Annotated in this window: 16 protein-coding genes, 1 tRNA gene, 1 pseudogene and 1 other annotated feature; of the genes and pseudogenes, 7 read left to right on the forward strand and 11 right to left on the reverse strand. The window is 41.2% G+C overall.

All coding sequences use genetic code 11. From position 1 onward, the window contains the following. Positions 1–83 precede the first annotated feature (83 nt). Entirely contained in the window at positions 84–1,379 is a 1,296-nt protein-coding gene (locus AYR53_RS01460) for a hydroxymethylglutaryl-CoA reductase, degradative (RefSeq protein WP_075168937.1), read from the reverse strand. 140 nt (positions 1,380–1,519) lie between these two features. On the opposite strand from AYR53_RS01460, the gene AYR53_RS01465 reads away from it, so the two are divergent. The 3 genes from AYR53_RS01465 to AYR53_RS01475 all read left to right on the forward strand — a co-directional run bounded on the left by AYR53_RS01465 (position 1,520) and on the right by AYR53_RS01475 (position 4,117). Further along, complete coding sequence (locus tag AYR53_RS01465; protein WP_404802805.1) at positions 1,520–2,323, forward strand: transporter substrate-binding domain-containing protein; 804 nt, start codon at positions 1,520–1,522, stop codon at positions 2,321–2,323. Between the two features lie 333 nt (positions 2,324–2,656). Beyond that, the gene (locus AYR53_RS01470; protein ID WP_068222065.1) at positions 2,657–3,346 is read left to right on the forward strand and encodes an amino acid ABC transporter permease; all 690 of its coding nucleotides are present in this window, start codon (positions 2,657–2,659) and stop codon (positions 3,344–3,346) included. A 30-nt stretch (positions 3,347–3,376) separates the two neighbouring features. Next, positions 3,377–4,117: an amino acid ABC transporter ATP-binding protein gene (locus tag AYR53_RS01475; RefSeq protein ID WP_068279711.1), complete on the forward strand. Its 741-nt coding sequence runs from the start codon at positions 3,377–3,379 to the stop codon at positions 4,115–4,117. Positions 4,118–4,400: 283 nt separating this feature from the next. On the opposite strand, the gene AYR53_RS01480 is transcribed toward AYR53_RS01475, so the two are convergent. From AYR53_RS01480 to AYR53_RS01520, 9 genes are all read right to left on the reverse strand, one after another. After that, positions 4,401–5,672: an ISL3 family transposase gene (locus AYR53_RS01480; protein WP_068279055.1), complete on the reverse strand. Its 1,272-nt coding sequence runs from the start codon at positions 5,670–5,672 to the stop codon at positions 4,401–4,403. Positions 5,673–6,113: 441 nt separating this feature from the next. Further along, a complete protein-coding gene (locus tag AYR53_RS01485; protein ID WP_068222059.1) occupies positions 6,114–7,073 on the reverse strand; it encodes a Ppx/GppA family phosphatase in 960 nt (319 codons plus the stop codon). Continuing rightward, positions 7,073–9,211, reverse strand: a complete 2,139-nt coding sequence (locus tag AYR53_RS01490) for an RNA degradosome polyphosphate kinase (protein ID WP_068279709.1) — start codon at positions 9,209–9,211, stop codon at positions 7,073–7,075. The genes AYR53_RS01485 and AYR53_RS01490 overlap by 1 nt, the downstream gene beginning before the upstream one ends. A 1-nt stretch (position 9,212) precedes the next feature. Then, a complete protein-coding gene (locus AYR53_RS01495) occupies positions 9,213–10,742 on the reverse strand; it encodes a Ppx/GppA phosphatase family protein (protein ID WP_068279707.1) in 1,530 nt (509 codons plus the stop codon). A gap of 1,182 nt (positions 10,743–11,924) precedes the next feature. Further along, entirely contained in the window at positions 11,925–12,533 is a 609-nt protein-coding gene (locus AYR53_RS01500) for a cyclodeaminase/cyclohydrolase family protein (protein ID WP_068226170.1), read from the reverse strand. A 42-nt stretch (positions 12,534–12,575) separates the two neighbouring features. After that, the gene (gene trpS, locus AYR53_RS01505) at positions 12,576–13,592 is read right to left on the reverse strand and encodes a tryptophan--tRNA ligase (protein WP_068226169.1); all 1,017 of its coding nucleotides are present in this window, start codon (positions 13,590–13,592) and stop codon (positions 12,576–12,578) included. A gap of 135 nt (positions 13,593–13,727) precedes the next feature. Then, positions 13,728–13,941: a binding site (T-box leader), on the reverse strand. 101 nt (positions 13,942–14,042) lie between these two features. After that, a complete protein-coding gene (locus AYR53_RS01510; RefSeq protein ID WP_068226168.1) occupies positions 14,043–15,377 on the reverse strand; it encodes a dihydrolipoyl dehydrogenase family protein in 1,335 nt (444 codons plus the stop codon). Between the two features lie 17 nt (positions 15,378–15,394). Continuing rightward, a complete protein-coding gene (locus AYR53_RS01515; protein WP_269465767.1) occupies positions 15,395–16,372 on the reverse strand; it encodes an ABC transporter ATP-binding protein in 978 nt (325 codons plus the stop codon). 1 nt (position 16,373) lies between these two features. Then, a complete protein-coding gene (locus AYR53_RS01520; protein WP_068226167.1) occupies positions 16,374–17,909 on the reverse strand; it encodes an ABC transporter permease/substrate-binding protein in 1,536 nt (511 codons plus the stop codon). 182 nt (positions 17,910–18,091) lie between these two features. Between AYR53_RS01520 and helD the strand changes: the two are divergent. The 3 genes and pseudogenes from helD (at position 18,092) to AYR53_RS01535 (ending at position 21,455) form a co-directional block, all read left to right on the forward strand. After that, positions 18,092–20,400: pseudogene (gene helD, locus AYR53_RS01525) on the forward strand (RNA polymerase recycling motor HelD). Between the two features lie 47 nt (positions 20,401–20,447). Further along, a tRNA-Thr gene (locus tag AYR53_RS01530) sits at positions 20,448–20,520 on the forward strand. Positions 20,521–20,816: 296 nt separating this feature from the next. Continuing rightward, the gene (locus AYR53_RS01535) at positions 20,817–21,455 is read left to right on the forward strand and encodes a hypothetical protein (protein WP_068226165.1); all 639 of its coding nucleotides are present in this window, start codon (positions 20,817–20,819) and stop codon (positions 21,453–21,455) included. A gap of 333 nt (positions 21,456–21,788) precedes the next feature. On the opposite strand, the gene AYR53_RS01540 is transcribed toward AYR53_RS01535, so the two are convergent. Further along, complete coding sequence (locus AYR53_RS01540; protein WP_082918562.1) at positions 21,789–21,989, reverse strand: helix-turn-helix domain-containing protein; 201 nt, start codon at positions 21,987–21,989, stop codon at positions 21,789–21,791. A 201-nt stretch (positions 21,990–22,190) separates the two neighbouring features. On the opposite strand from AYR53_RS01540, the gene AYR53_RS01545 reads away from it, so the two are divergent. Continuing rightward, complete coding sequence (locus tag AYR53_RS01545; RefSeq protein ID WP_068279704.1) at positions 22,191–22,427, forward strand: helix-turn-helix domain-containing protein; 237 nt, start codon at positions 22,191–22,193, stop codon at positions 22,425–22,427. Positions 22,428–22,598 lie beyond the last annotated feature (171 nt).

Genomic DNA, 22,598 nt, shown 5'->3' on the forward strand with positions numbered 1-22,598 from the left:
CATTTTCCTAATTATTGATACCTAAAAAAGTTTTGTAAAAGATCATTTGTTAGCTCACATTAATGCCAAATTCATAGAGACACCTATGCTTGTCGTAATTTACGCAATAATAATTTGGCCGTCCGCAAATCAAATTTTTTTGTTTGCAATAATTTGGCCGTTAACCATTGAACCTCATTGGTTGTTGCACCGGCAGAAATTGCTAGGCTTTTTGCTTGAAGCGCCATATGTCCCTTTTGAATTCCTGTCGTTACCAGGGCCTTTAAGGCGGCCAGGTTTTGTGCCAACCCGATAGCGGCAACGACACGCATTAAATCTTCCGCGCTATTGATTCCCGCCAGTTTTTGGTTAGCCTGAACAATGGGTAGGGTTTTTGTGGCCCCACCGACAAAACCTAGTGGTAATGGTAACGTCAACGCACCAACTAATTTATCTTCGTGGACATGCCACTGGCTTAGCCCCCGGTATTGGCCGTCCCGTGCAGCGTAGGCCTGAGCACCACTTTCAATTGCCCGAAAATCATTGCCACTCGCAATCACGGCAGCGTCAATGCCATTCATAATTCCTTTATTGTGGGTTGCTGCCCGGTAAGGATCTAATTGCGCTACTTGACTGGCCGCACAGATTTTTGCGGCCACCTGATTGCCGGCTAAACGCTGAATTTCAAAAACCGACACGGGAATGACACAACTTGCCGTCACCAAACTTTCAGTTGCGTAATTAGAGAGAATACTCATTAAACAGTTATCCTGGCGCGTAGTGGTCAGCTCACTAGCAACTGCTTCCAACATTGTATTTAACATGTTGGCTCCCATTGCCTGTTTGACGTCGACAATTAAATCAACTGACAAGAAGGCGCTGCCTAAAATACGCACACGTAAATCTTTTGCACCACCACCGCGTTTAACAATCGACGGGTGAGCAGCATTGGCTACCTCCAGCAAGTGTGTTTTATCCATTAACAAATTTTGTTTAGTCCGTTCTGGCTGGGCAACGTTTTCTAAAATAATTTGTCCAATCATTTGGCGGTTTTGAATTTTAGTTTGAAAGCCGGTACCTTGAGCCGCCATTTTGGCACCGTTACTTGCCGCTGCAATCACGGAAGGTTCTTCTGTCACCATTGGAACATCATGCATTTCGCCATCAACTAAAACCTGCCGCGCCACTCCCTCTGGCAATGGAAAAAGTGTCAATTGATTTTCCACCAATTGATTCGCTCGCTCTTGCGTTAATCCCTGATCATTTAAAAAATATTGATAGGCACTATTATCTAAGTGCCCTTCTTGACGTAAGGTTGTTAACCGTTGCAAACGTGATTGTTGATAAAATTTCACGACTTTGGCCTCCACTAATTTTTGTTTTCTTCCATTGTAACAAATAAATTTTGCAGCCAGTCTGATAAGTTTCTTAAAAACTGGTCAAGTGAGTTAAAAAAAATGACCAACTGTTATATACTAGGACTTGGCTAACTAAGAGTAAGTTATTCAATTAATATAAAGGAGTGTTTAGTTTGAAAAAGATTTGGAAACTAGCGCAAGTCGCCCTAGTTGGTTTATTAGTTGCTGTGGGTGTTTCTTACGCGACCACCCCAACCCAAGCTGCCAGTTTAAGCAATGCCGCCAAGAAGGAACTGAACCAAAAGGGAACTTTAAAGATTGGCCTAGAAGGTACCTTTCAGCCATACAGTTACAGCGATAAAGGTAAATTGACTGGTTACGAAGTTGAGCTTGGCCGTGACCTTGCGAAACAAATGGGTTTAAAACCAGTTTTCGTCCAAACACAATTTGATTCACTAATTGCCGGCCTAAATGGTAGCAAGTACGATATTATTTTAAATAATATGGCGAAGAACCCGACACGGACCGCCAAGTATAACTTTACTTCACCTTACATTTACGGCAAATCAGAAATTGCCGTTAAAAAGAGTAATAAGAGTATCAAGAAAGCTAAGGACATTAAGGGTAAAAAGATGGCCCAGACGGCTTCAAGCAACAATGCTACTGATGCCCAACGTTTAGGCGCAACCATCGTCTCTAGTAGTGGCTTTGAACAATCAATTGAGCTTGTTGAACAAGGTCGTGCTGATGGGACAATTAACTCTGTTGACGCCTTTGGTGCTTATTTAAAACAAAAACCAAAAGCTAACATCAAATTAATCAAAGCCGATTCATCCATCAAAACACAACAAATTGGTGGTATGTTAAATAAGAAGGATAAAAATTTAACGAAGGCCACTAACAAGGCTTTAAAGACACTTCGTAAAAATGGCACTTTAAAGAAACTCTCTGTTAAGTATTTTGGACAGGACGTTACCAAAAAATAAGTTGCAATAACGATTATTTGAAATTATTGGTTTAACGTCAATCTATTTGTGGGAGTGGGACAAAAGTCGTTTTTGGGTTTACTGCGTAACGTAGGCTAATCGAATAACCGTACTATGGTTATTTGATTAGCCGTAGTTAGGCACGTGAACCCAGACTTTTGGCGCACGTTCTAGGGTAACGTTCAGAAACAATGAGAGGCTAGGGACTTTTGTCCCAGCCTCTTTTAATATTTAGATTGCTGTGCTACAAATAAATATCAAAAAACTTAGGAGAAAAGACATCTTTTGCGCTTGCACAAAATAGACATTAGAGCACTTAGGAGGCTTTACATATTGACTAGTCAGACTTGGCATTTAATTTTAACATCACTGCCACCAATCATTAAGGCCAGCGTCACCTATACGATTCCATTGACCTTAATTTCATTTACCTTAGGATTATTGCTAGCATTACTGACGGCAATGGTTCGTTTATCACCAATGCGTGGCCCTTTTCAAATTGTTCGTGGCCTCTTTTGGGTTTACGTCTGGATATTCCGGAGTACCCCATTACTAGTGCAACTATTTATTGTTTTCTTTGGTTTACCTAATATTGGGGTACAATTCAGTCCTTGGATTGCGGCCATTATTACTTTCACCTTAAACGTTGGTGCTTACAGTTCGGAAACTATCCGTGCAGCAATTTTATCAATTCCCAACGGTCAGTGGGAAGCCGCCTACACGCTTGGAATGACCAGACCGCAAGTTCTCTTTCGAATTGTTTTACCACAAGCGGCACGTGTTTCACTACCCCCGCTATCTAATTCGTTCATTGGCCTAGTTAAGGACACTTCACTGGCTTCTAGTATCACAATCGTTGAAATGTTCATGGTTGGTCAACAAATTGCCGCCAAAACCTACGAACCGCTATTGCTTTATTCGCTGGTTGCGTTTGTTTACCTAATTATTTGTACTGTATTAACTATTTTACAGAGCTATTTAGAAAAATGGACCTCGCGTTACATCCAGACTGGTAACAACTAAAGTGAATTTAAAAAACTTAGGAGGTTAAGCATGCTACAACTCGCGCACATTAATAAAATCTACGGAAAACGCAAAGCTTTAAACGATATCAATATTCAGTTTCCCGACCACGAAACAACTGTTATTGTTGGGCCATCTGGATCTGGTAAATCAACCCTCTTACGTTCACTTAATTTATTAGAACGTCCAGAAAGTGGGCTTTATAGTTTTGATCAACAAACAATTGATTTTAGTCAACCAATAGCCGAAAAAGAAGTTCTTCAACTACGACGAAAAACAGGAATGGTGTTTCAAAGCTTCAATCTTTTTCCGCACCTTACTGTCTTAAAAAACGTGACCGAAGCACCGATTCACGTTTTGCATCAGGATAAGGCTACCGCCGAAAAAACTGCGCGCCAACTTTTACAGCAAGTTGGCCTAGATCAAAAGGCCAATCAATACCCAATGGAACTTTCCGGTGGTCAGCAGCAGCGTGTTGCAATTGCTAGAGCCTTGGCCATGCAGCCTGAATATATGTTTTTTGATGAACCAACCTCTGCGCTTGATCCAGAATTAGAAGCAGAAGTTTTACGCGTATTATTAAACCTCGCCAAACAGCATAACTCCATGATTGTTGTAACGCATAATATGGAATTTGCTAAAGGTGTTGCTGACCAAATTGTCTTTTTAGAAGAGGGCCAGATCCTGTTTTGCGGTTCACCACAAGAGTTCTTCTCGGAACCAACTCAGCGAATCCACGATTTCTTGTCAGCAATGAGTTTTACTTCTTAAAGAGTTGGAAAATTGTGACAATTCCTTCTAAACAAAACAAATAGCATTAGTTGTCTATCATCACTTCAAAAAGTGATTGAATAACACAACTAATGCTATTTTTAATCTAGAGAGTGTTTGAAAAGGCGGTTAGATTATGGAGTATAGCCTACTACTCCGCGATGGAAGAGGAATATTAGCAAAGAACGCTAATATTCTTTGATGCTACGGACGTTGACCATTCTTGTGGCGAAAACCGGCTCTTCGTCAACTGTTGTTGGTGAATCCATATTTCGAGTTCTAATCACTTCGTGATTAGGGCTCTTTTTGTTTTGATTTTGAAAACGTATAGTACTCGAGTTCTAAACCTCCAGAAGCTGCGATAGCCAAAACTGGCTCGTTTGATCGCCTTGATTTTATTATTAGAACCTTCCAAAGGACCATTTGAATAGTGTGTGGTAAAGGTGTTACGAATCTCATCATGATGGCTTTCAAGTGTTTTAATCGTGTTCTTCATTTCTTCAGAATACGTTTTGTTATTCCAAAATGCCGCATTGTAGTTATGCCAATCTTGATGTTGGACAGCTGACCGGACGCTGTTTAAGACTTGATAAGTTTGTTCTAGTTCTGAATCCAACGATAACAGCTGATGGACAACATCGGTGGCAGCCATCCAGTAAGGAAAATTAGTCCACTTTTTGAATTGTTCAAAGTTAAGCTGTTCAGTTGGTACTAACAACAGCTTCCAGTAGCGCTTAAGGGCGTGAAATTCGCGAGAAGACGGGGTAAACTTCTTCATCACCTTGATTCTGGTTTTGTTAAACGCCCGATTTAGGGCGTTGATAATATGAAACTTGTCCATGACCACCATGGCATTGGGGAACACGGTCTGCACAAGCTTGGGGTAGGTATAATTCATATCAGTCACAATAATTTTGACGTTTTCTCGGGCAGCTTGATCGAAGCGGTAAAAATACTTCTCTAGTTTATTGATGGTTCGATAAGGGAGTAAGTCGATTAATTCATGGGTTTCGCCATTCATGAACTCAAAGCTCATGGCACCAGTAGCGCTCTTGGTACTCTTCACCTCATCCATTAAGATGATCTCTGGTAAATAGTGCCAATTGGTTTGAAAGTCTCGTTCAGCGCGCATTAACTGGCGGCCCACAAATGAATCTGATGCCGATACTTCATTGGCAATGTGCTTCAAAGAGACCGGTTCACCGAGCTTCTCTAGGCATTCTTTGCGGCTGGTGTTTGAAATTGTACAGTGTTTCGGAACTGCCAATGTTTGTGCAAGAAAGTTGCCGTGACATTCTTTACAGTGGAAATAGCGGCGCTTTAAGGCTAAGATGACGGTGTTGCTCAGAACCTTCGAGAATCTGATAGTGGTATTGCGCCAGCCGTAGTTAATAATCTTTTGATCATTGATAATCCCGCACTTGGGACAAGCCTTCGGCGTGTAATCCAAGTGGCCAGTTAAGCGAATAACCCCGTCTTCTCCAGTTTCACCGTCAGTAATTTTTAGGTTCTCGTCAGCTATTCCTAATAATAATTTTGTAGTATCATGACACATAGGGCATTTCCTTCTTTCTGAAAAATCTTCGTGGTGGTTGACTTGGATGAACGGACAGGAAATGTCCGCTTTTTTATTCTAGCCATAAATAAAAAATCTGTCATCAGTAATAGATGAAAATCTATTACCAACAACAGATATTGTAGAACCCGAAAACCTTGCCGCAAGAAACATGGCAGCCGGGCGAAAAGAGACGCGCAGCGGATCGTTCGACCGGCGTAGCTATACGCAATAATCTGCTTTTTCGGACACGTTTCCACTAGAGTGTTTGAAAAGGCGTCCAGGTTCTGAGGATTAGCCTAGATTGACGAATTATCTGTGAAACAGATGATTTGGCGATCGTAGCTAACCGCAAGAACCTGCCTTTCCAAACACGTTTCCACTAAATTTGCCATAGAAACACTAGTAAAAGCAGTTTCCAAACATGTCCTAAGCCCTTTATTACGAACGTTGACCAATTTTCCCTTCTTCTTGTAATTGAGCCACGTGCTCTAGTAAAATTCCTTCCCGCACACCGTTCTGCGAGAAAACAACTCGATCAGAATCCAAGAACCGGAGAATCGTTACAATCGGTGTCATCCCACCAGCAATAATGTCCGCTCGTTCCTTCGTTAGGCCGGGAATTTTCTTTCGGCCAGCCAAATCTTTACTGATCACTTCTGCATAAACCTGATTAACGGAGGCCACACTCATCCGAAAACCATGAATGTTTTCAAAATGGCGGAAATCACTTTCCTTGCGTTTAATCTTGGCCAAAGTTCGGTTACTGCCACCTAAGGCAACAATCGGTAAGTTCTGGCCCTTGCGCAACCACCAAACATCGTTAAAAAGTTGGTTAACAAAGGTTGTTTCCCAGAATAAATCTTCGGCCTTAATTTTATCAGTTCCGTTTTTAAAGAAACGCTCGGTCAAATTAACTGCACCAACAGGTAAACTAATTAGATTGGTCGCTTTACCATTTTGCACTAAAATTAATTCGCAACTACCGCCGCCGGTATCCATAATAACGCAATTACTAACGGGTAAAGTGTTGATTACGCCGACAAAATCATAGTGTGCTTCTAAAGTACCTGGAATAACCTCAAGTTGTAAACCAGCGACTTCATCAGCGACCTGCTTTAAAAACTTCTTTTGGTTTTTCGCCATTCGCGTGGCAGCAGTCGCAATTGCCCGGACCTTTAAATTGGGTAATTTACTGTATTCATCACGAAACTTTTTTAACGCGGTAATTGTTCGTTCAATCGCAGGCTGTTGTAAATTTTGATCCGCACCCATATCTTCGGATAGCCGTACCATTTCTTTTAACTGCTTGATAACTTTATAAGTACCATCGTCTTCAATCTCACTAATCGTTAAGCGGGCAGAATTAGAGCCGAGGTCGATTACTGCAAAATTCTCCACTAGTTATCTCCTCCATCATCCTGATTTTTTTGCACTGGTACAAAATGATCAATCGGCTGCGGAACAACTTTTGGTGTCTGACTTTTACGCTCCGCCGCAGCAACTAAATAGTCCTGGACGTTCAGCGGTGTCAGGCCGCGCCGATCAACTTTTTGATAACTTCCATCAGCCTGTAAAACACGTGTCTTAATATTGTCATCCCACATCAAATTATAAATGCGCCACAATTCCGCCTTAACTTTAGGATCAAGAATTGGAAATAGCAACTCCACACGGCGGGAAATATTTCGATTCATTAAGTCGGCACTGGATAAATAAAGCTTTTCTTCGCCACCCGCATAAAAATAGTAAATACGGCTATGCTCTAAGAAACGACCAACGATTGAGTGAATCGTCACATTTTCACTAACCCCTGGTATACCAACCTTCAGACAACAAATACCACGCACAATAATATCCACCTTAACGCCGGCAGCCGCCGCCTCGTAAATTTTCTCAATCATTTGTTTATCGGATAGCGAGTTCATTTTCATCCGAATAATGGCCTTTTTGCCAGCCTTGGCATTTTTGATTTCATCGTCAAAGCGATCGTTCAAAAACGGCCGAAGCGTAATTGGTGCAATATTTAGTTCCTCAAAGTGGTCTGGTTCCGAAAAACCGGAAAGCATATTGAAAATATTTGACGCATCGACGCCCATTTTAGGATCTGCCGTAAACAGGCCCATATCCGTATAGCCCTTAGCCGTAACGTCATTATAATTACCGGTAGCCATGTGCATATAACGCTTAATACCATCATTTTCTCGCCGCACAACTAACAACAATTTACAGTGTGTTTTCAATCCAACTAGCCCGTAAATAACATGGCAGCCTTTTCGTTCTAACTCATGGGCCCAGTGAACATTGTTTTCCTCATCAAAGCGGGCTTTAAGTTCCACCAATACAGTTACTTGTTTACCATTCTGCGCCGCCTCACCAAGATAACGAATAATCGGTGATTTACTAGAAACCCGGTAGAGGGTCATCTTAATTGCCAGTGTATCCGGATCAATGGAAGCCTGCTTAACCATTTGTACCACTGGTTCAAAACTATCGTAAGGATGGTGCAGGAAAATATCCTGTTGGCGAATTGCCGCAAAGATATCCTTTGTCCGCAAAATTGGTTGTGTATACGGTTTAAATGGTGGAAACAGTAAGTCATCGTGATCTTTAACTTGTTTAACTAGTTTACTTAAAAAGTTTAAGTCAATCGGCCCCTTGATTGCGTAAACCTCTTCTTCATGAACTGCCAAGGCCTTGATTAAACGTTTACGTAAATTCTTACTCATTGTTGCCTCAATCTCTAAACGCATGACACTAGTATGATCGCGCATTGCCAGTTGATGGACAATTTCCTTCATTAAATCAGAGGCATCCTCTTCGGCCACATCAAAATCCATATCCCGAATAACGCGAAATGCCTTGATCTCCTTAACTTTAAAACCAGTGAATAATTCACTAATAAAAGGCTTCATTAGTTCTTCGAGCAACATAAATTGGTTATCACCAGGCAGAGCAACCACTCGCGGAAACACATCCGGTACCTGTACCATCGCAAAACGGCGTTCCTTTTTTTCCTCAGTCTCATCTTTTTCGCTCTTAACCAAGCGCAAGGCCAAATTCAACGTATTATTACCAATAAATGGAAATGGCCGGGAAGTATCCACTGCCATTGGCGTTAAAACAGGGTATAGAATTTGATGGAAATACTGACTAACAAAGGAGAGTTGCTTCTTTGACAACTCATCTTGGTGTAAAAGGCGAATATCCGTTTTTTCCAATTGCGGTACTAGTGAACGCGCCAACGTCGAATATTGTTTATCAACCAATTGATGAATCTTTTTACTCAACGCGGCTAATTGCTGCGTAGGTGTCATCCCTGCGGCATCAGGCTCACTATAATTGACAACCTGCATCTTACGCAACGACGCAATTCGGACCATAAAGAACTCATCCAGATTACTTTGGGTGATGCCCAAAAAGCGAACACGTTCCAATAAAGGGTTCGTTTTATCCCGCGCCTCTTCTAGAACCAGATCATCAAAATCAACCCAGCTTAGTTCACGATTAACAAAATATTCCGGTTTATTGTAATTCATGCTATAACGTCCCCTTTCGCTTCAAGATCGGTTGCAGGCCGAAGACTTCCCGGAAGAAAGTCCCTTTTTGACTAAAGGTCCATTTTTCTAGTTCAATATCATCGTTAGCAGTGGCGGTCACGGTGAAAGTCTGTTTGCGAATACTAACACTAATTTTAGAAATTTTGGCGCGGTGACTATCATCTAGTGCATCGGCTAAACGTAAAATGGCCGCTAACTTGGCAATCGTTAACCGCGCTTCCAAAGGTAGTCTGCTTAAATGACTTAATCCGGCCGATGGCGCCCGGGAACTGTGGTAACGCGCAATCGCCGCCACGGCAAATTGCTCCGTTAAATCAAGCCCTAACACCTCACTAGCACGAATAATGTATTCAGAGTGAAAAGCGTGTTGGTTTGCATCCAAGTAAAGCCCAGTATCTTGCAGAATGGCCGCTAGTTGCAATAACAATCGTTCCCGTGGACCCAGGCCGTGAATTTTACGTAACCGATCAAACAACTGTACAGCAAAGGTTAAAACCTTTTTCTGATGGGCTTGGTCAACCTGATAACGCTTAGCCAAATTTTTAGCAGCACTAATCATTGTTTCGTTAAAATCCCAGTTTAATTTTAATTGACCAGTTTCAGCAGCATGGTGTACAACAAAACCATCTAACAATTTAATATTGGACACCCAGACCGTCTCGATTTGCATCGTATCAAACAATTCATTTAACAATAGAAAAGTTGGTGCCACCTCATTAACTTCCATCTCCGGTAGCTGCTCTTGATCTTCTAATTCTTGATCCGATAAGGTCATGACCTGGTCAAAGCGCTGATTAAAATCGGCGTGAGACAAAGCCAAAGCACGCTTATTCTCTGGAATTAAGTTTTCCAATAAAGTTAACTTTGAACCCATCAAAATTACCTGTTTAAACTGTTTCTCCGGTAATAAGCGCCAAACATCCAACAATTTAGAATGTAAATAATCAGCCAGGACATCTTCGTAAGTGTCCACTTGATGCTCAAGCTGGGCCATCTTCTGGGCAACTTGCATTGGTCCCAACTGTAGCTCACGGGTTAAGGTCAGTTCCCCTGCTTGAAATACCATTAACGTTATTGAACTGGCACCAATTTGGATCAGGACAGTTCCTTCATCAATTAATTCACGAAAATTTGGTAAATAGGCCGCGGCAGCTTGGTAGCGAAACATTAATTCTTCACTAACTGTCATAAAATGAACCGTTAAACCTGTTTTGGTGTATATTTGATCGCGCACGTAACTAATATTCTCGGCATCAGTGATCGTATGGCTGGCCACAACCCGCTCGTCAGTGACACCATCATCTGTCATCAACTGTTGAAAACCGCGCAAAGCGGACACCGCCTCATCAACAACATCATAGTCAATGCCGCCTTCAGTAAACAGTCGGTCACCTAGAGCTACTGGTGCGCTCACACGCTCAACTGTTTCTAAATTTCGAAGGTTCACAATTGTTAAATCAATACTTTGTGCACTCATCACGATTGCCCCAAATAATTTTGCCTTTGCCATACTGATCCCCTCAATCCTTCATCTGATTCCACACGCAGGTGGCAATTATCTTCTACCTTTAGATTAACTGATTTTGCCAAAAAAACAATTCTTTACAAATCTAAACTGTAGATTTTTAGATAAAAAACCACCTTTGGCCTGACAATGATTTTGTCAGGCCAAAGGTAGCTTTATTTTATTAAAACATCTCACAAAGTTGTTCACTGAAAACTGACTTTCGTTATTAACTGAGCCGGTGCCAAAGTATCGTAGGCGCAAATTGATTTTAAATTTTGCTTTTTTCATATCCAATCGACTTCACTAGCATTGCCAGTAAGTTCAGGATAAGGGCTACTTTTCCAAACACTTCCTAGTGCATCTTAGCGACCATGTTTAAAACTATTAGCTTGTTTTCAGAACGCCAAAGCCTACCTGGAATAAGACAGAATGGATTAGATTCCATTCCGGTGCGCGAGGACGGAACGCGTGGCGGTTTGGCGAGCTAACTTTTACCAGATAAAGGCAAAGCGGAGGTAAAAGTGGATCTCGCCAAGCCCGCATGATTCTACTTCACAATAGTGGATGATTTTCGGAACGAAAATCTTAGATGTTACGGACGATGACCATTCAACTAAGGGCATAAAGCGCCAAGTTGAAACATGGCTCTAAATGGCCCAAACCGCCTTAATAATCATCGACACAGCTGGTTCTCGCGCCCCGAAATGAAATCTGGCCGCAGTGGAACATTCAAGCGTTATTTGTGTCTATAGCAGCTACTGTCAACTAGTTATTGTGTTACAAGTTAGGTAAAAACTGTCTTTGTCAGTGTTGATAGCTAATTAGGATCACCGATAAATTGCGCAATATTAAAGCTGTGGTTCCTAAATTGTATTAACTAAACGAATAATCAAAGCTCAATCACTGTCAAGGTGGAATGGAGGCGCTGGCGTATCAGTCGTGTCGAAGGTACTTGATGACCGAATTATGGTCATTTAGTACCTTGCGTGATTGACAAGATCCATTTTCTTTTCCGAATGGGTTTAATCGGAAAGAAAATTAGCTTGTCAACGCGCCACGCGTTCCATACGCCAGCGCCGGAATGAAACCTAACTAAATCTGCCCACGTGTAATTCAGTGGCAAGCGACATAAGTACTACTTTTTAATAGCGATATAATTCAATTTAAATATGAACGCTACACGCACTAGTTGCTTTGTAGTTGTTCACTAACCTGTTGATAAACTTGCTGACAACGTAAGCTTAGCCCGGTAACTAGTTTGTCGGCCCGTTGATTCATTTCTTTTGCCTGGTCACGGTTCTTCATCAATCTAGTATTTACGTAAACATTTAAAACGGAACCTTCTAGGGCCCCACGGCAAGTCGCTGCTGCCACACCAACATCACTTTGCATTAAGCGACTACCTTGAATTAATAGTTGTTCTAGCACCGGCACAACGTCGTTCAACAACCTTAGAACTGTGAATGGTACCTCCGTGGCCTTCACTAGGGCCACCTCGAGTATTTCATCGCGATGGCTTGCTGTTTTTGGAATTCCGTATGCTTTAGCCAGTGGTTCAAAACCAACTGCGTCTGCTGAAATCTGTGCCAATAGTTCACCGCTTAATTGTTGCATTGTGGTGATAATTTGTTGTAAATCGGTTGTATAAGCCGCGTACTTCTTTTTTCCAAGGGTCAAACTGGCCGTCATACTGGCCAAAGCGGCGGCCATCGCACCAGTTAATGCACTAACCCCGCCGCCACCAGGAGTTGGCGCGTCAGAGGCCAACTCCTGAATGAAAGTTTTAATTTCCACACTAATTCCTCATCTCTTAGCTAAGACTTTGCCAAACACTGTCTAATCAAAGTAGTTAATTCCGATTGCCGCACGCACTTCTTTTAAGGTTTGATTAGCAACCAGATTGGCCTTTTCGCTACCTTGACGGAGAATTTCGTAAACCCCAGCCGGATCTTCAGCGTACGCTTCCCGGCGTTTGCGAATTGGTTCTAAAACAGCCTGTAACACGTCATTTAAGTAGCGTTTGATTTTAACGTCACCTAGGCCCCCTGCCTGGTATTGTTCTTTCAATTCGGCTACTTTCTTTTGATCGGGGTCGAAAACATCAAGGTAAGTAAAGACAATGTTACCTTCAATTTTGCCAGGATCTTCAATGTGAATATGATTAGGATCAGTGTACATTGACATGACCTTTTTCTGAATTTCATCAGGTGAATCGGCCAAATAAATGGCGTTGCCTAGTGACTTACTCATCTTGGCGTTACCGTCCATCCCTGGCAAACGTCCTTCCCCTTTTGGTGGAAAAACACCTTCTGGTTCAACGAGAACGTCTTTTTTATAAATACTATTAAAACTACGTACAATTTCACGCGTTTGTTCTAACATTGGTTCTTGATCGTCACCGACAGGAACAGTATCTGCCTTAAACGCAGTGATATCGGCGGCCTGACTAACTGGGTAAATTAAAAATCCAGCCGGAATACTTTGATTAAAGTTTTTCTGTTGAATTTCCGCTTTAACGGTTGGATTACGGTTCAATCGTGAAACGCTGACTAAATTTAAATAGTGCATGGTAAGTTCATTTAACGCCGGAATTTGTGATTGGACTAAGATTGTTGATTTTTCAGGATCAATGCCAACGGCTAAATAGTCTAGCGCAACTTGTAATAGACTACGGCGAATCTTTTCCGGATCCCGTGCGTTATCGGTTAATGCCTGCATATCCGCAATCATAATGTAAGGATCGTAATTGCCAGAATTTTGCATCGCAACCCGCGTTTGTAAAGAACCAATGTAGTGGCCAATATGTAGCTTACCAGTTGGGCGATCACCAGTTAAAATTACTTTTTTTGTCATGTTAAAACCTTCCCTTTTATTCTAATTTTATAAGTAACATCAGTCAGTGAATCTACTTCAAAAAACAACGTTAACTTTTCAGCTTAAATCCAGCCCACAATTCTCAAAAAAATAGCGTCCCATCAGCATTTCTGCTCATAGGACGCTTGTTAACAATCGTGGTACCACCTAAATTGTGCTGGCTTTTATCCAGCACCACTCACGTTTAAGGCACGGCTACCCGCCACGCTACTTTTAATTCACGCAGCGACTCAAAGGGCCATTCACCACTAATTCTTGATCACTTTTCACCAACCAGTGATTCGCTATAGCCAAATTAACGGGTACTTATCCTTCTCATTGCATTGTTTTAATCTTACCGTTTAGCCCGCTAAATGTCAAAATGCTAACGTGAAAAAGTGTTTAACCGCAGATGATTAGCCTAAAAAACTAATGCACTTTTTTCATGCTCTAATAAAAATAATTCAAATCACTAGCTGGAGTTGGGTAAGAATAAATGGATTTAGCAACTGTGTCGGCGGATACTTTTTGATTGATCAACAGTGTAAAGTAGTTAATCAGTTCATCGGCCAAACTATTCAAACATGTTGCACCAACCAATAAACCAGTCTTTTTATCAGTCACAATTTTCACTACGGCCACTGGTTCATTAAGTCGTCGGTACGTGAGCCAGTTAGTCGTGTCAATTGTTTTTATAGCGTAATGCTCGGAATCAGCTTGGGCCTTGGCCGTTGTAACGCCAACTTGTGCTAGTTTAGGGCTAGAATAAACCGTTGTTGGAATGGCTGGGTAATCAATTGAGGCTTGCGTTTTACCTGTTAAATAATCAACTAAGTAACTGCCTTCAAACGATGCAACTGGCGTCTCTTTTGGTTCTTGCCGCGCAATAATATCACCAGCAACAAAAACTCTTGGGTTAGTCGTCTGCAAGTGATCATCACACTGAATGCCGCCATGAGCAACTTCGATACCTGCGGCTGCCAAATCTAATGCCTCAACATTCGGTACACGGCCAGTTGTCGCAAAGACAGCGTTGGTTACTAAACGAAAATCAGGTGCATTTAAGATCAGCTGATCACCGGCAGTTTCAATTGCTTGTAAGGAAACGTTAAAGTGAAACTGCACACCCTTAGCCTGTAATTGTTCAACTAACTGATCAACTAATTCATGATCATACGCCTTCAACGGTCGATCGTTATGTTGAATAACGTGTGTCTCGGCACCGGCAGCGTTGGCCATTGCTGCAAATTCAAAGGCTTCGTAGCCACCACCCACAAAGGTAACAACCCGGGGCATTTCTGGCAAGGCCATAAAATCAGTACTGTCCTGAAAGTGTTCTTTACCTGAAATATTTGGAATCGCTGGCCGCGCTCCAGTTGCAATAATGTAATGCTCGGCTTGATAAGTTGTTCCAGCAACTTCAATCGTTTGTTCATCAATAAATTTGGCCGCACCAGTCAAAGTTGTAATTCCACTGGAAGCTAGGCCCTTTTCGCTACTTGTTGATACTGGATCAGTGAAGGTTTTCTTGAAAGCCATCAACTTGGACCAATCAATCTTGGCAGGCTGGGTTAAAACACCAACCTTCTGCAAATTACGAACTTGATCCTGAGCCTCAACTGCTGCCAATAAAACCTTTTTGGGATCACAGCCGCGATTCGGACATGTACCGCCCCATAAATCCGCTTCAACAACAGCAACCTTTCGTTTTGCGGCTGCTAAGGGGTACGCCATCGCTAACCCCGCTGGCCCAGCACCAATAATAATTTCGTCAAATTTTTCCATCACTAACATCCTTTCACTTAGCAACTATTCTTCAGGAACGCAACAATGTTCTGCGCAGTTAAGGTACCAATTGCACGATTGTTCTGGGTAATCGAAATTGCCTTTTCGCGACTTAATTGATCCATAACTGCTGTTAATGGTGTTGCTTGATCAAACGTGGCCAACTGCTCACTCGCACTTGATTTTTGGTAGAAGCCAAGCTTGACTAATTCAGTTAGCGGCGTTTCAAACAAATTAAGTTCGGTATTACTATGCGCAAAGAACTCCTTAACAAATTCATTTGCCGGATTCTGCGCAATTTTGGCCGGTGTGTCTACTTGTAAGATCTCACCCTTACTCATCACCGCAATTCGATCGCCTAATTTCAGAGCCTCATTCATATCATGCGTGACAAAAACGACAGTATCGTGTAAGCGCTGGTGTAACATCAAAACCAAATCTTGTAGCTGATTACGAGAAATTGGATCCAAGGCCGAAAATGGTTCATCCATCAAAACAACGGGCGGTTCGGATGCAATCGCTCGACAAATACCAATTCGCTGTTGCTCTCCACCAGAGAGTTCGCTGGGCATCCGACTACGATAGGTTTCAGGATCAAGCCCAACCTCGGTCAACAAGCGATCAACCGTTGCCGCTACCTTCTGTTTGTTCCAACCCTTCATTTCAGGAATTAGGCCAATATTTTGGGCAACGGTCATCGTCGGAAACAGCGCAATTTGCTGAAGTACATAGCCCATATTCCAACGAAGATCCTGTAAATCAAAATCTTTTACCTTCTTGCTTTCAATTAGGATATCCCCGTCATCTTGCTCTTCTAGTCGATTAATCATTTTCAAGGTGGTTGTTTTCCCACTACCTGAAGTCCCAACTAAAACAAAGAATTCACCTTGCTTAATTTGTAAGTTCAAATCATTAATAACTGTTTTGCCGTCAAATTTTTTTTGGATGTGTTGTAAACTAATCATTGGTTGTCCCGATTTCGCCGTCAACGCCATTTTACTTAGCCTCCTTCCACAGATGTTGCGCTTTAAGGTATGTCTTCGCAACTTTGGCTGGTGATTCTTTCTTGACGTTAACTTCGTAATTCATCTCACTCATTTGCTTTTCAGTGATTCGACCAGCCAGCTGATTAAGACTAGCTTTTATTCGTGGATATTTATCCGCTACTTTCTTATTAATTAATGGCGCCCCTTGATACACGGGGAATAAATGCTTGTTATCCTTCAACGTCACTAAGTTATACTGTCGCAATTCACTATCAGTCGAATAACCATCAACTAAGTTAACGTCCTGGTTATTAATTGCTGAATAACGCAGCTTAGGCTCCATCGACTTCACCTTAACGTTCAGCCCATAAGTCTTTTGTAGACCACGATAGCCATCATTACGATCAATAAACTCCAGATCAAAACCGGCCGTTACGCTAGATTGAATCTTAGTTAAGTCCGTAATTGTCTTTAAATCGTTTTTTTGCGCAAACTGTTTCTTAACCGCCAAGGTATAAGTATTGTTGTAAGCCATTGGTTTGAGGTAAGTCAGATCATCTTGCTGCTTCAACAATTTCTTAGCTAACTGATAAGTTTGCTGCGGCGTTCGTTTTTGACCAACTTGGGCCTTCGGAACTTTTACCAAACTCTCCAAAACAGTCCCGGAAAATTCCGGGTAAATATCCACATCTTCATTTTTCAAAGCGCTGAATAAAAAGCTTGTTTTACCAAAATTCGGTTTTAAAGCTACCTTAACTCGCGGTTCATTTTGTTCAATCAAATCTTTGTACATATTAATCAAAACATCCGGTTCAGAACCAAGTTTACCCGCAATAACAATTGTATCTTTTGGGGCGTTAACTTTATGATAGACACCATAGCCGGCAAAACCAACTAATAAGATGATAAATCCAATTAGAAGCTGCCGCGGCTTTGCACGCTGACTTAATCGAATTAGCGTACTAAAAATAATTGCCAATAGGGCCGAGCTGATAGCACCAAGCAAAATTAATGAGACATTGTTACGGTCAATCCCTAGTAAAATAAAGCTACCCAAACCCCCGGCACCGATCAAGGCAGCCAACGTGGCCGTCCCAATAATCAGTACTAAGGCCGTTCGCACCCCGGAAATAATGACTGGCATTGCAATTGGCAATTCAACCTTGAACAACTTGCGCATTCGGCTCATCCCGAATGCATCGGCGGCCTCCTCCAGTGAGGGATCAATCTCACTAATTCCGATATATGTATTCTGAAAAATTGGCAGCAGCGCATAAACAACTAACGCAATGATTGCTGGCGTTGTGCCAATCCCGACTAACGGGATCAGGAGACCTAATAAGGCCAGCGAAGGAATTGTCTGTAAGACACTGGTCACCTGAAGTAAAACTTCGGCCAAGCGCTTATATTTAACAACCCAAATGGCTAATGGAATTGCGATGAACATCGCAATTAGAAGTGAAACGAGTGAAATCGTGATGTGTTGACCTAAGGCCTGATACAGGTCGCCACGCCGTTCCATGAATGTATTAATCAGTGCTTGCAAATTAACTAACCTACTTTTTTATTATTTTTAATTAACGTTTAAAGTTTACCACGTCTGCTTAAAAAAGCCCCCACAATTGCACGTCTATTTTATTAGCTGTTTTTGTAACTAATTACTAGACGAAAGGATAAAAAAGACCTAGAATGACTTAAGCAAATTTCTAACGATTGGAGGCTTTTTACTTGGATACTAAAACCAAAACAGCAGAGCAAGCACGGGTTAGTCACGTGATCCAACAGATCAAGCAGCGTTTATTAAGCCAGCAAGAACTACTCGACAAAGCACATCGTGAAACAACCTTGATCGAGCAAAACTACGGCGACAACACGCGGGTTAATATTGCTGAAGCCGATGACCGAATCGAAACAAATGCCGCCGTTCAACAACAAAAGCAATTAGTTGCCCGTACGGTCGAAAATGAATCAATCGTAAAAAGTCAGATGGGTCAACTAAAAGATCTTCAACAGTCCCCCTATTTTGGGCGGATTGACATTGAAGAAGATCGCGAAAAAGAAACTCTCTATATTGGAACGGCTTCATTTATTGATGAACAACAAAACTTTCTTGTTTATGACTGGCGAGCACCAATCTCGGGTATTTATTACAATGGTACCTTGGGTTCCGTCAGCTACGAAACACCCATGGGCGATGCCAAAGCTGAACTCCTTAAAAAACGCCAATTTTTAATCAAAGACGGAAAGATCGAGACAATCTTTGATACAAATGAAACCGTCGGCGATAGTATGTTGCAGCATGTTTTAGGTGAAGATAATGATGAATATATGCGTAATATTGTTGCCACAATCCAACAAGAGCAAAATGATATTATTCGCGACACTAAACACGATATTCTAATCGTTCAAGGTGTTGCTGGTTCCGGAAAAACATCCGCAATCTTGCAACGAATCGCCTTTTTACTCTACCATAGCCGTGAATCTTTAAACTCTGATCAAATGATCCTTTTTTCACCTAATCGTCTATTCAGCCACTATATTTCTGATGTATTACCCAGTTTGGGTGAAAAAAATATGCGCCAAGTTACCTTGGCAGAATTTTTTAGCGCCCGTTTTTCTGGACTTCACGTACAATCATTGTTTGAACGTTTTGAGCAGGATCAGCGTAGTTTACCAAAGATGGCCAGTGAAATTCGGCGCTACAAAGATAGTGCGGCCTACATGACCCAAATTAAACACTATTTAAAAGAAACTCAGCCAGAACAGCTAGCGTTTAATCCGATTTATTTTGAAGGCCGACCTTTTTTTACAAAAACTGAAATTGAACAAATTTATGAAAACTTGCCCCAACGAATGCTCGCCGCCGATAAATTCTTGACCACAAAAAATACACTTATCAAGCGACTTAAAAAACGGATTAAAGAAGAGGCAAGAGCGGACTGGGTTTTAGAAGAAGTGGACGTTTTAAGTGATGAACAGTACCACGACATAACGGCCGATCACCATTTTAAACCAGGTGAAGATGAGGCCCAGTTCATTGCTGAGGCCTTGGTTAAAAAACGTCTGGCCATCGTTTATAATGCTATTTACAATGATTACTTCATTGATCTTTACGAACAATACGCGGACTTCATGCAAAGTAGTAGGCCCAAATCCGTAACCCCTACCGCCTGGAAAGCGATGATTGCGGCCTATCAGGACCAGTTAGAACGCCATGACTTACGCCTGGAAGATGCGGCACCTTTACTTTATTTACGCGATCGCCTAACCGGCAGTGGTCAAAATCACGCTATCCAATACCTTTTCATTGATGAAATGCAGGATTACAGTATCGCACAACTAATTTACATTAAGCATGCCTTCCCGCGGTGTAAACTAACGCTCTTAGGTGATCGGGCACAGGATCTTTTCGCGACACATTATCAAACTAATGATTTCGCTATTGAATTAAGTCACGTTTTTAAAACAAAGAGTATTAACTTAATCACTTTAAATAAAAGTTACCGCTCAACTTACCCAATTACTACTTTTGCGACGGCACTATTACCTAATAGTAAGGATATCCAGGCCTTCACTCGCGCGGGCAATAAACCAGAATTGATCCTAGCCGCTGATCAAAATGAGGGACGCAGTACACTAACTCAACAAACGAGAGTCGCCTATTGACGCAACACGACACAGTTGCTATTTTAACCAAAGACCTACCAACTAGTGAACGACTTTACGCTCGTTTAAAAGTGGATACCCCAACAACTTTAATTACAGACGCTGATCGTGCGTTACCTAAGGGAATTTTGATTCTTCCTATTTATTTAGCTAAGGGCCTAGAGTTTGATGCCGTCATTGCGTACGATGTTTCCGCGCCAACTTTTAAAACTGAAATTGACCGCGATATTCTCTACACAATCTGTTCCCGGGCAATGCACGAACTCGTTTTGATTGCCATTAAAGAAGCGAGCCCCTTAATTAAACAATTAGATGCTAAATTATTTACTAGTCACGGATTTGATCAATTGGAAAAATCACCGAAGGCTTGACCTTAAATTACGGCTACGCTATACTATTTAAGTATTAAAATAGTTTTGCAGCTTTAGCTCAGCCGGTAGAGCGCATCCATGGTAAGGATGAGGTCGTCAGTTCAAATCTGACAAGCTGCTCTAATAAAAGTGAGATCGTTTTTTATCTCACGTTAGTAGCGCTGCTATCTTGAATCAAAAAAGCCCACAACGTTGGTAGTTGTGGGCTTTTTCCTTGCAAATGAGTGGTGATAAAGAACAGGAAATCTTTGGCAGCTTTATCTACTAAGAAGTGTTTAGAAATCACTTTTATTAGCATTTTCTGACTAATTTAGCGTAAATGTACTTGCAAAGACTCCAGTAAAAGTGTTTTTTAAACGTACTTTAAATTAGCTAAAAAGTATTTGGTAGCACAGTAATGGTCAGGGGGAAATTGTATGAAAAGAGGTCGCCACAGTCGGCGCATAAGACACCGTAAAATAGGCAGGACGAAAATCATTGTTCTAATCGTCGCAGCAATCATCCTTATCTTTGGCGCTGCACTCGTATATGCTTGGCAACGCTCCACTATTCAAAATGAACCAGCGCAGTCGGTTAGTCAGTCCACACCAAAGATGACCAAAACTAAAAAGCACCACAGCCGCAAAAAGAAAACAAAGAAAGCAAAAAAAACTTCTTCGCAAACAGCGACCACGGATACTTCTGAAACCACTGCTACTTCTGCTTCCACTACTTATTATAGTAATAGTGAACCGGATAATAATGTTGCTAGCACCACTGTAAATAATACAAGTGAGCCCACTGATAACACGACTACTAGCCACGAAACACCGCAGGCTAGTACAAGTACACCACAACATGATCAAAATAATAATAGTCGTTCAATAACCAGTTCTAACCATTCAACAACGAATGCGTCACAACAAAACAATGTACCTGCTTCTAGTGCCACCAAAAGTAGCGAACCAGAATCAACTAATAGTAATGCTATGCAAGAACAAGGTTCTTCCAGTGTTACTAGTAACTCAAGTTCCACAACTGAATCCGTTAGTAGCAGCCGAAATATGAATAATTAATTAAACAGTACACAAAATACTTAGCGTAAAGATGGGAAACATTAACAATTGAAAGTTAATGTTCATAATCTGATCTGACCAAAAGACAAGCTTCTTTCTTTTAGTCAGATCAGATTATGAAATCTCTAAACTAGGTATTTTTTGTTTTTTATAAGTGTAGCCATAAATAATGTTATTACGCGCATTGACTGAAAGCCAACAAATCTAAGTCGCGAATTTGTATGTTTAACCACGATCAGCAACCAACCCCGCCGAACAACCTATTCAATAACTGGGTCAAACACGGCCTGGGCGCCTTTTAGGTACTCCCTAATCTACTAACTAACGCCCCCATTAATCAAAGAAGACCGAAATTGGAATATGTAGCGCGTCATGTAAAATCCGAATTTCACTACGCGTAAAATCGGTCTTATTATTAATTTTATTTGAAGTAGCAACATATGATTTCCCGATTATTTTTGCGACCTGTCGCTGAGTAATTGCGTACTCCCGCAAATAACCTGCCAGTTTATTTCGCTTTTCAGCTGACATCATGCCCAACTCCCCCTTTATCTACCCAGTCCCACTTATAGGACAATATAAGTTTAACTCACTAATAGAATGACTTACAATACTTTATTAATAAATGAGCAAATTTAATTCATTAAAGAAAAGTTTATAAAATATTCAAAAAAGTAATTAAAGTAATCTTTAATAAGTTATAATAAAGTTATATATTACAGGAGGTTAAATTTATTGGATGAGTTACGTAAAATTTTACGGACGGAACGTTTAAACCATAATTTATCTTTTCGTAGTTTCGCCGAAGAATTAAATGCTAAATATAAGTTAGAAGTTTCCAAATCAGCTCTTTCTACGTATGAAAAAGGCCAAACAAGGCTTAAAATTGAAATTTTATTTGCACTAATCGACTACTTTGACCTAAACGAAAGTTACATTAAACACTTAATTCTGAAAAGCATAAAAAAATAATTTCTAAAAATAAAGCGGCCGCAACAAAACATGGTTCTACAATATCTGTTGTTGGTAATAGATTTTCATCTATTACTGATGACAGATTTTTTATTTATGGCTAGAATAAAAAAGCGGACATTTCCTGTCCGTTCATCCAAGTCAACCACCACGAAGATTTTTCAGAAAGAA

It is taken from the genome of Loigolactobacillus backii (assembly GCF_001663675.1).
Classification (GTDB): Bacteria; Bacillota; Bacilli; order Lactobacillales; family Lactobacillaceae; genus Loigolactobacillus; species Loigolactobacillus backii.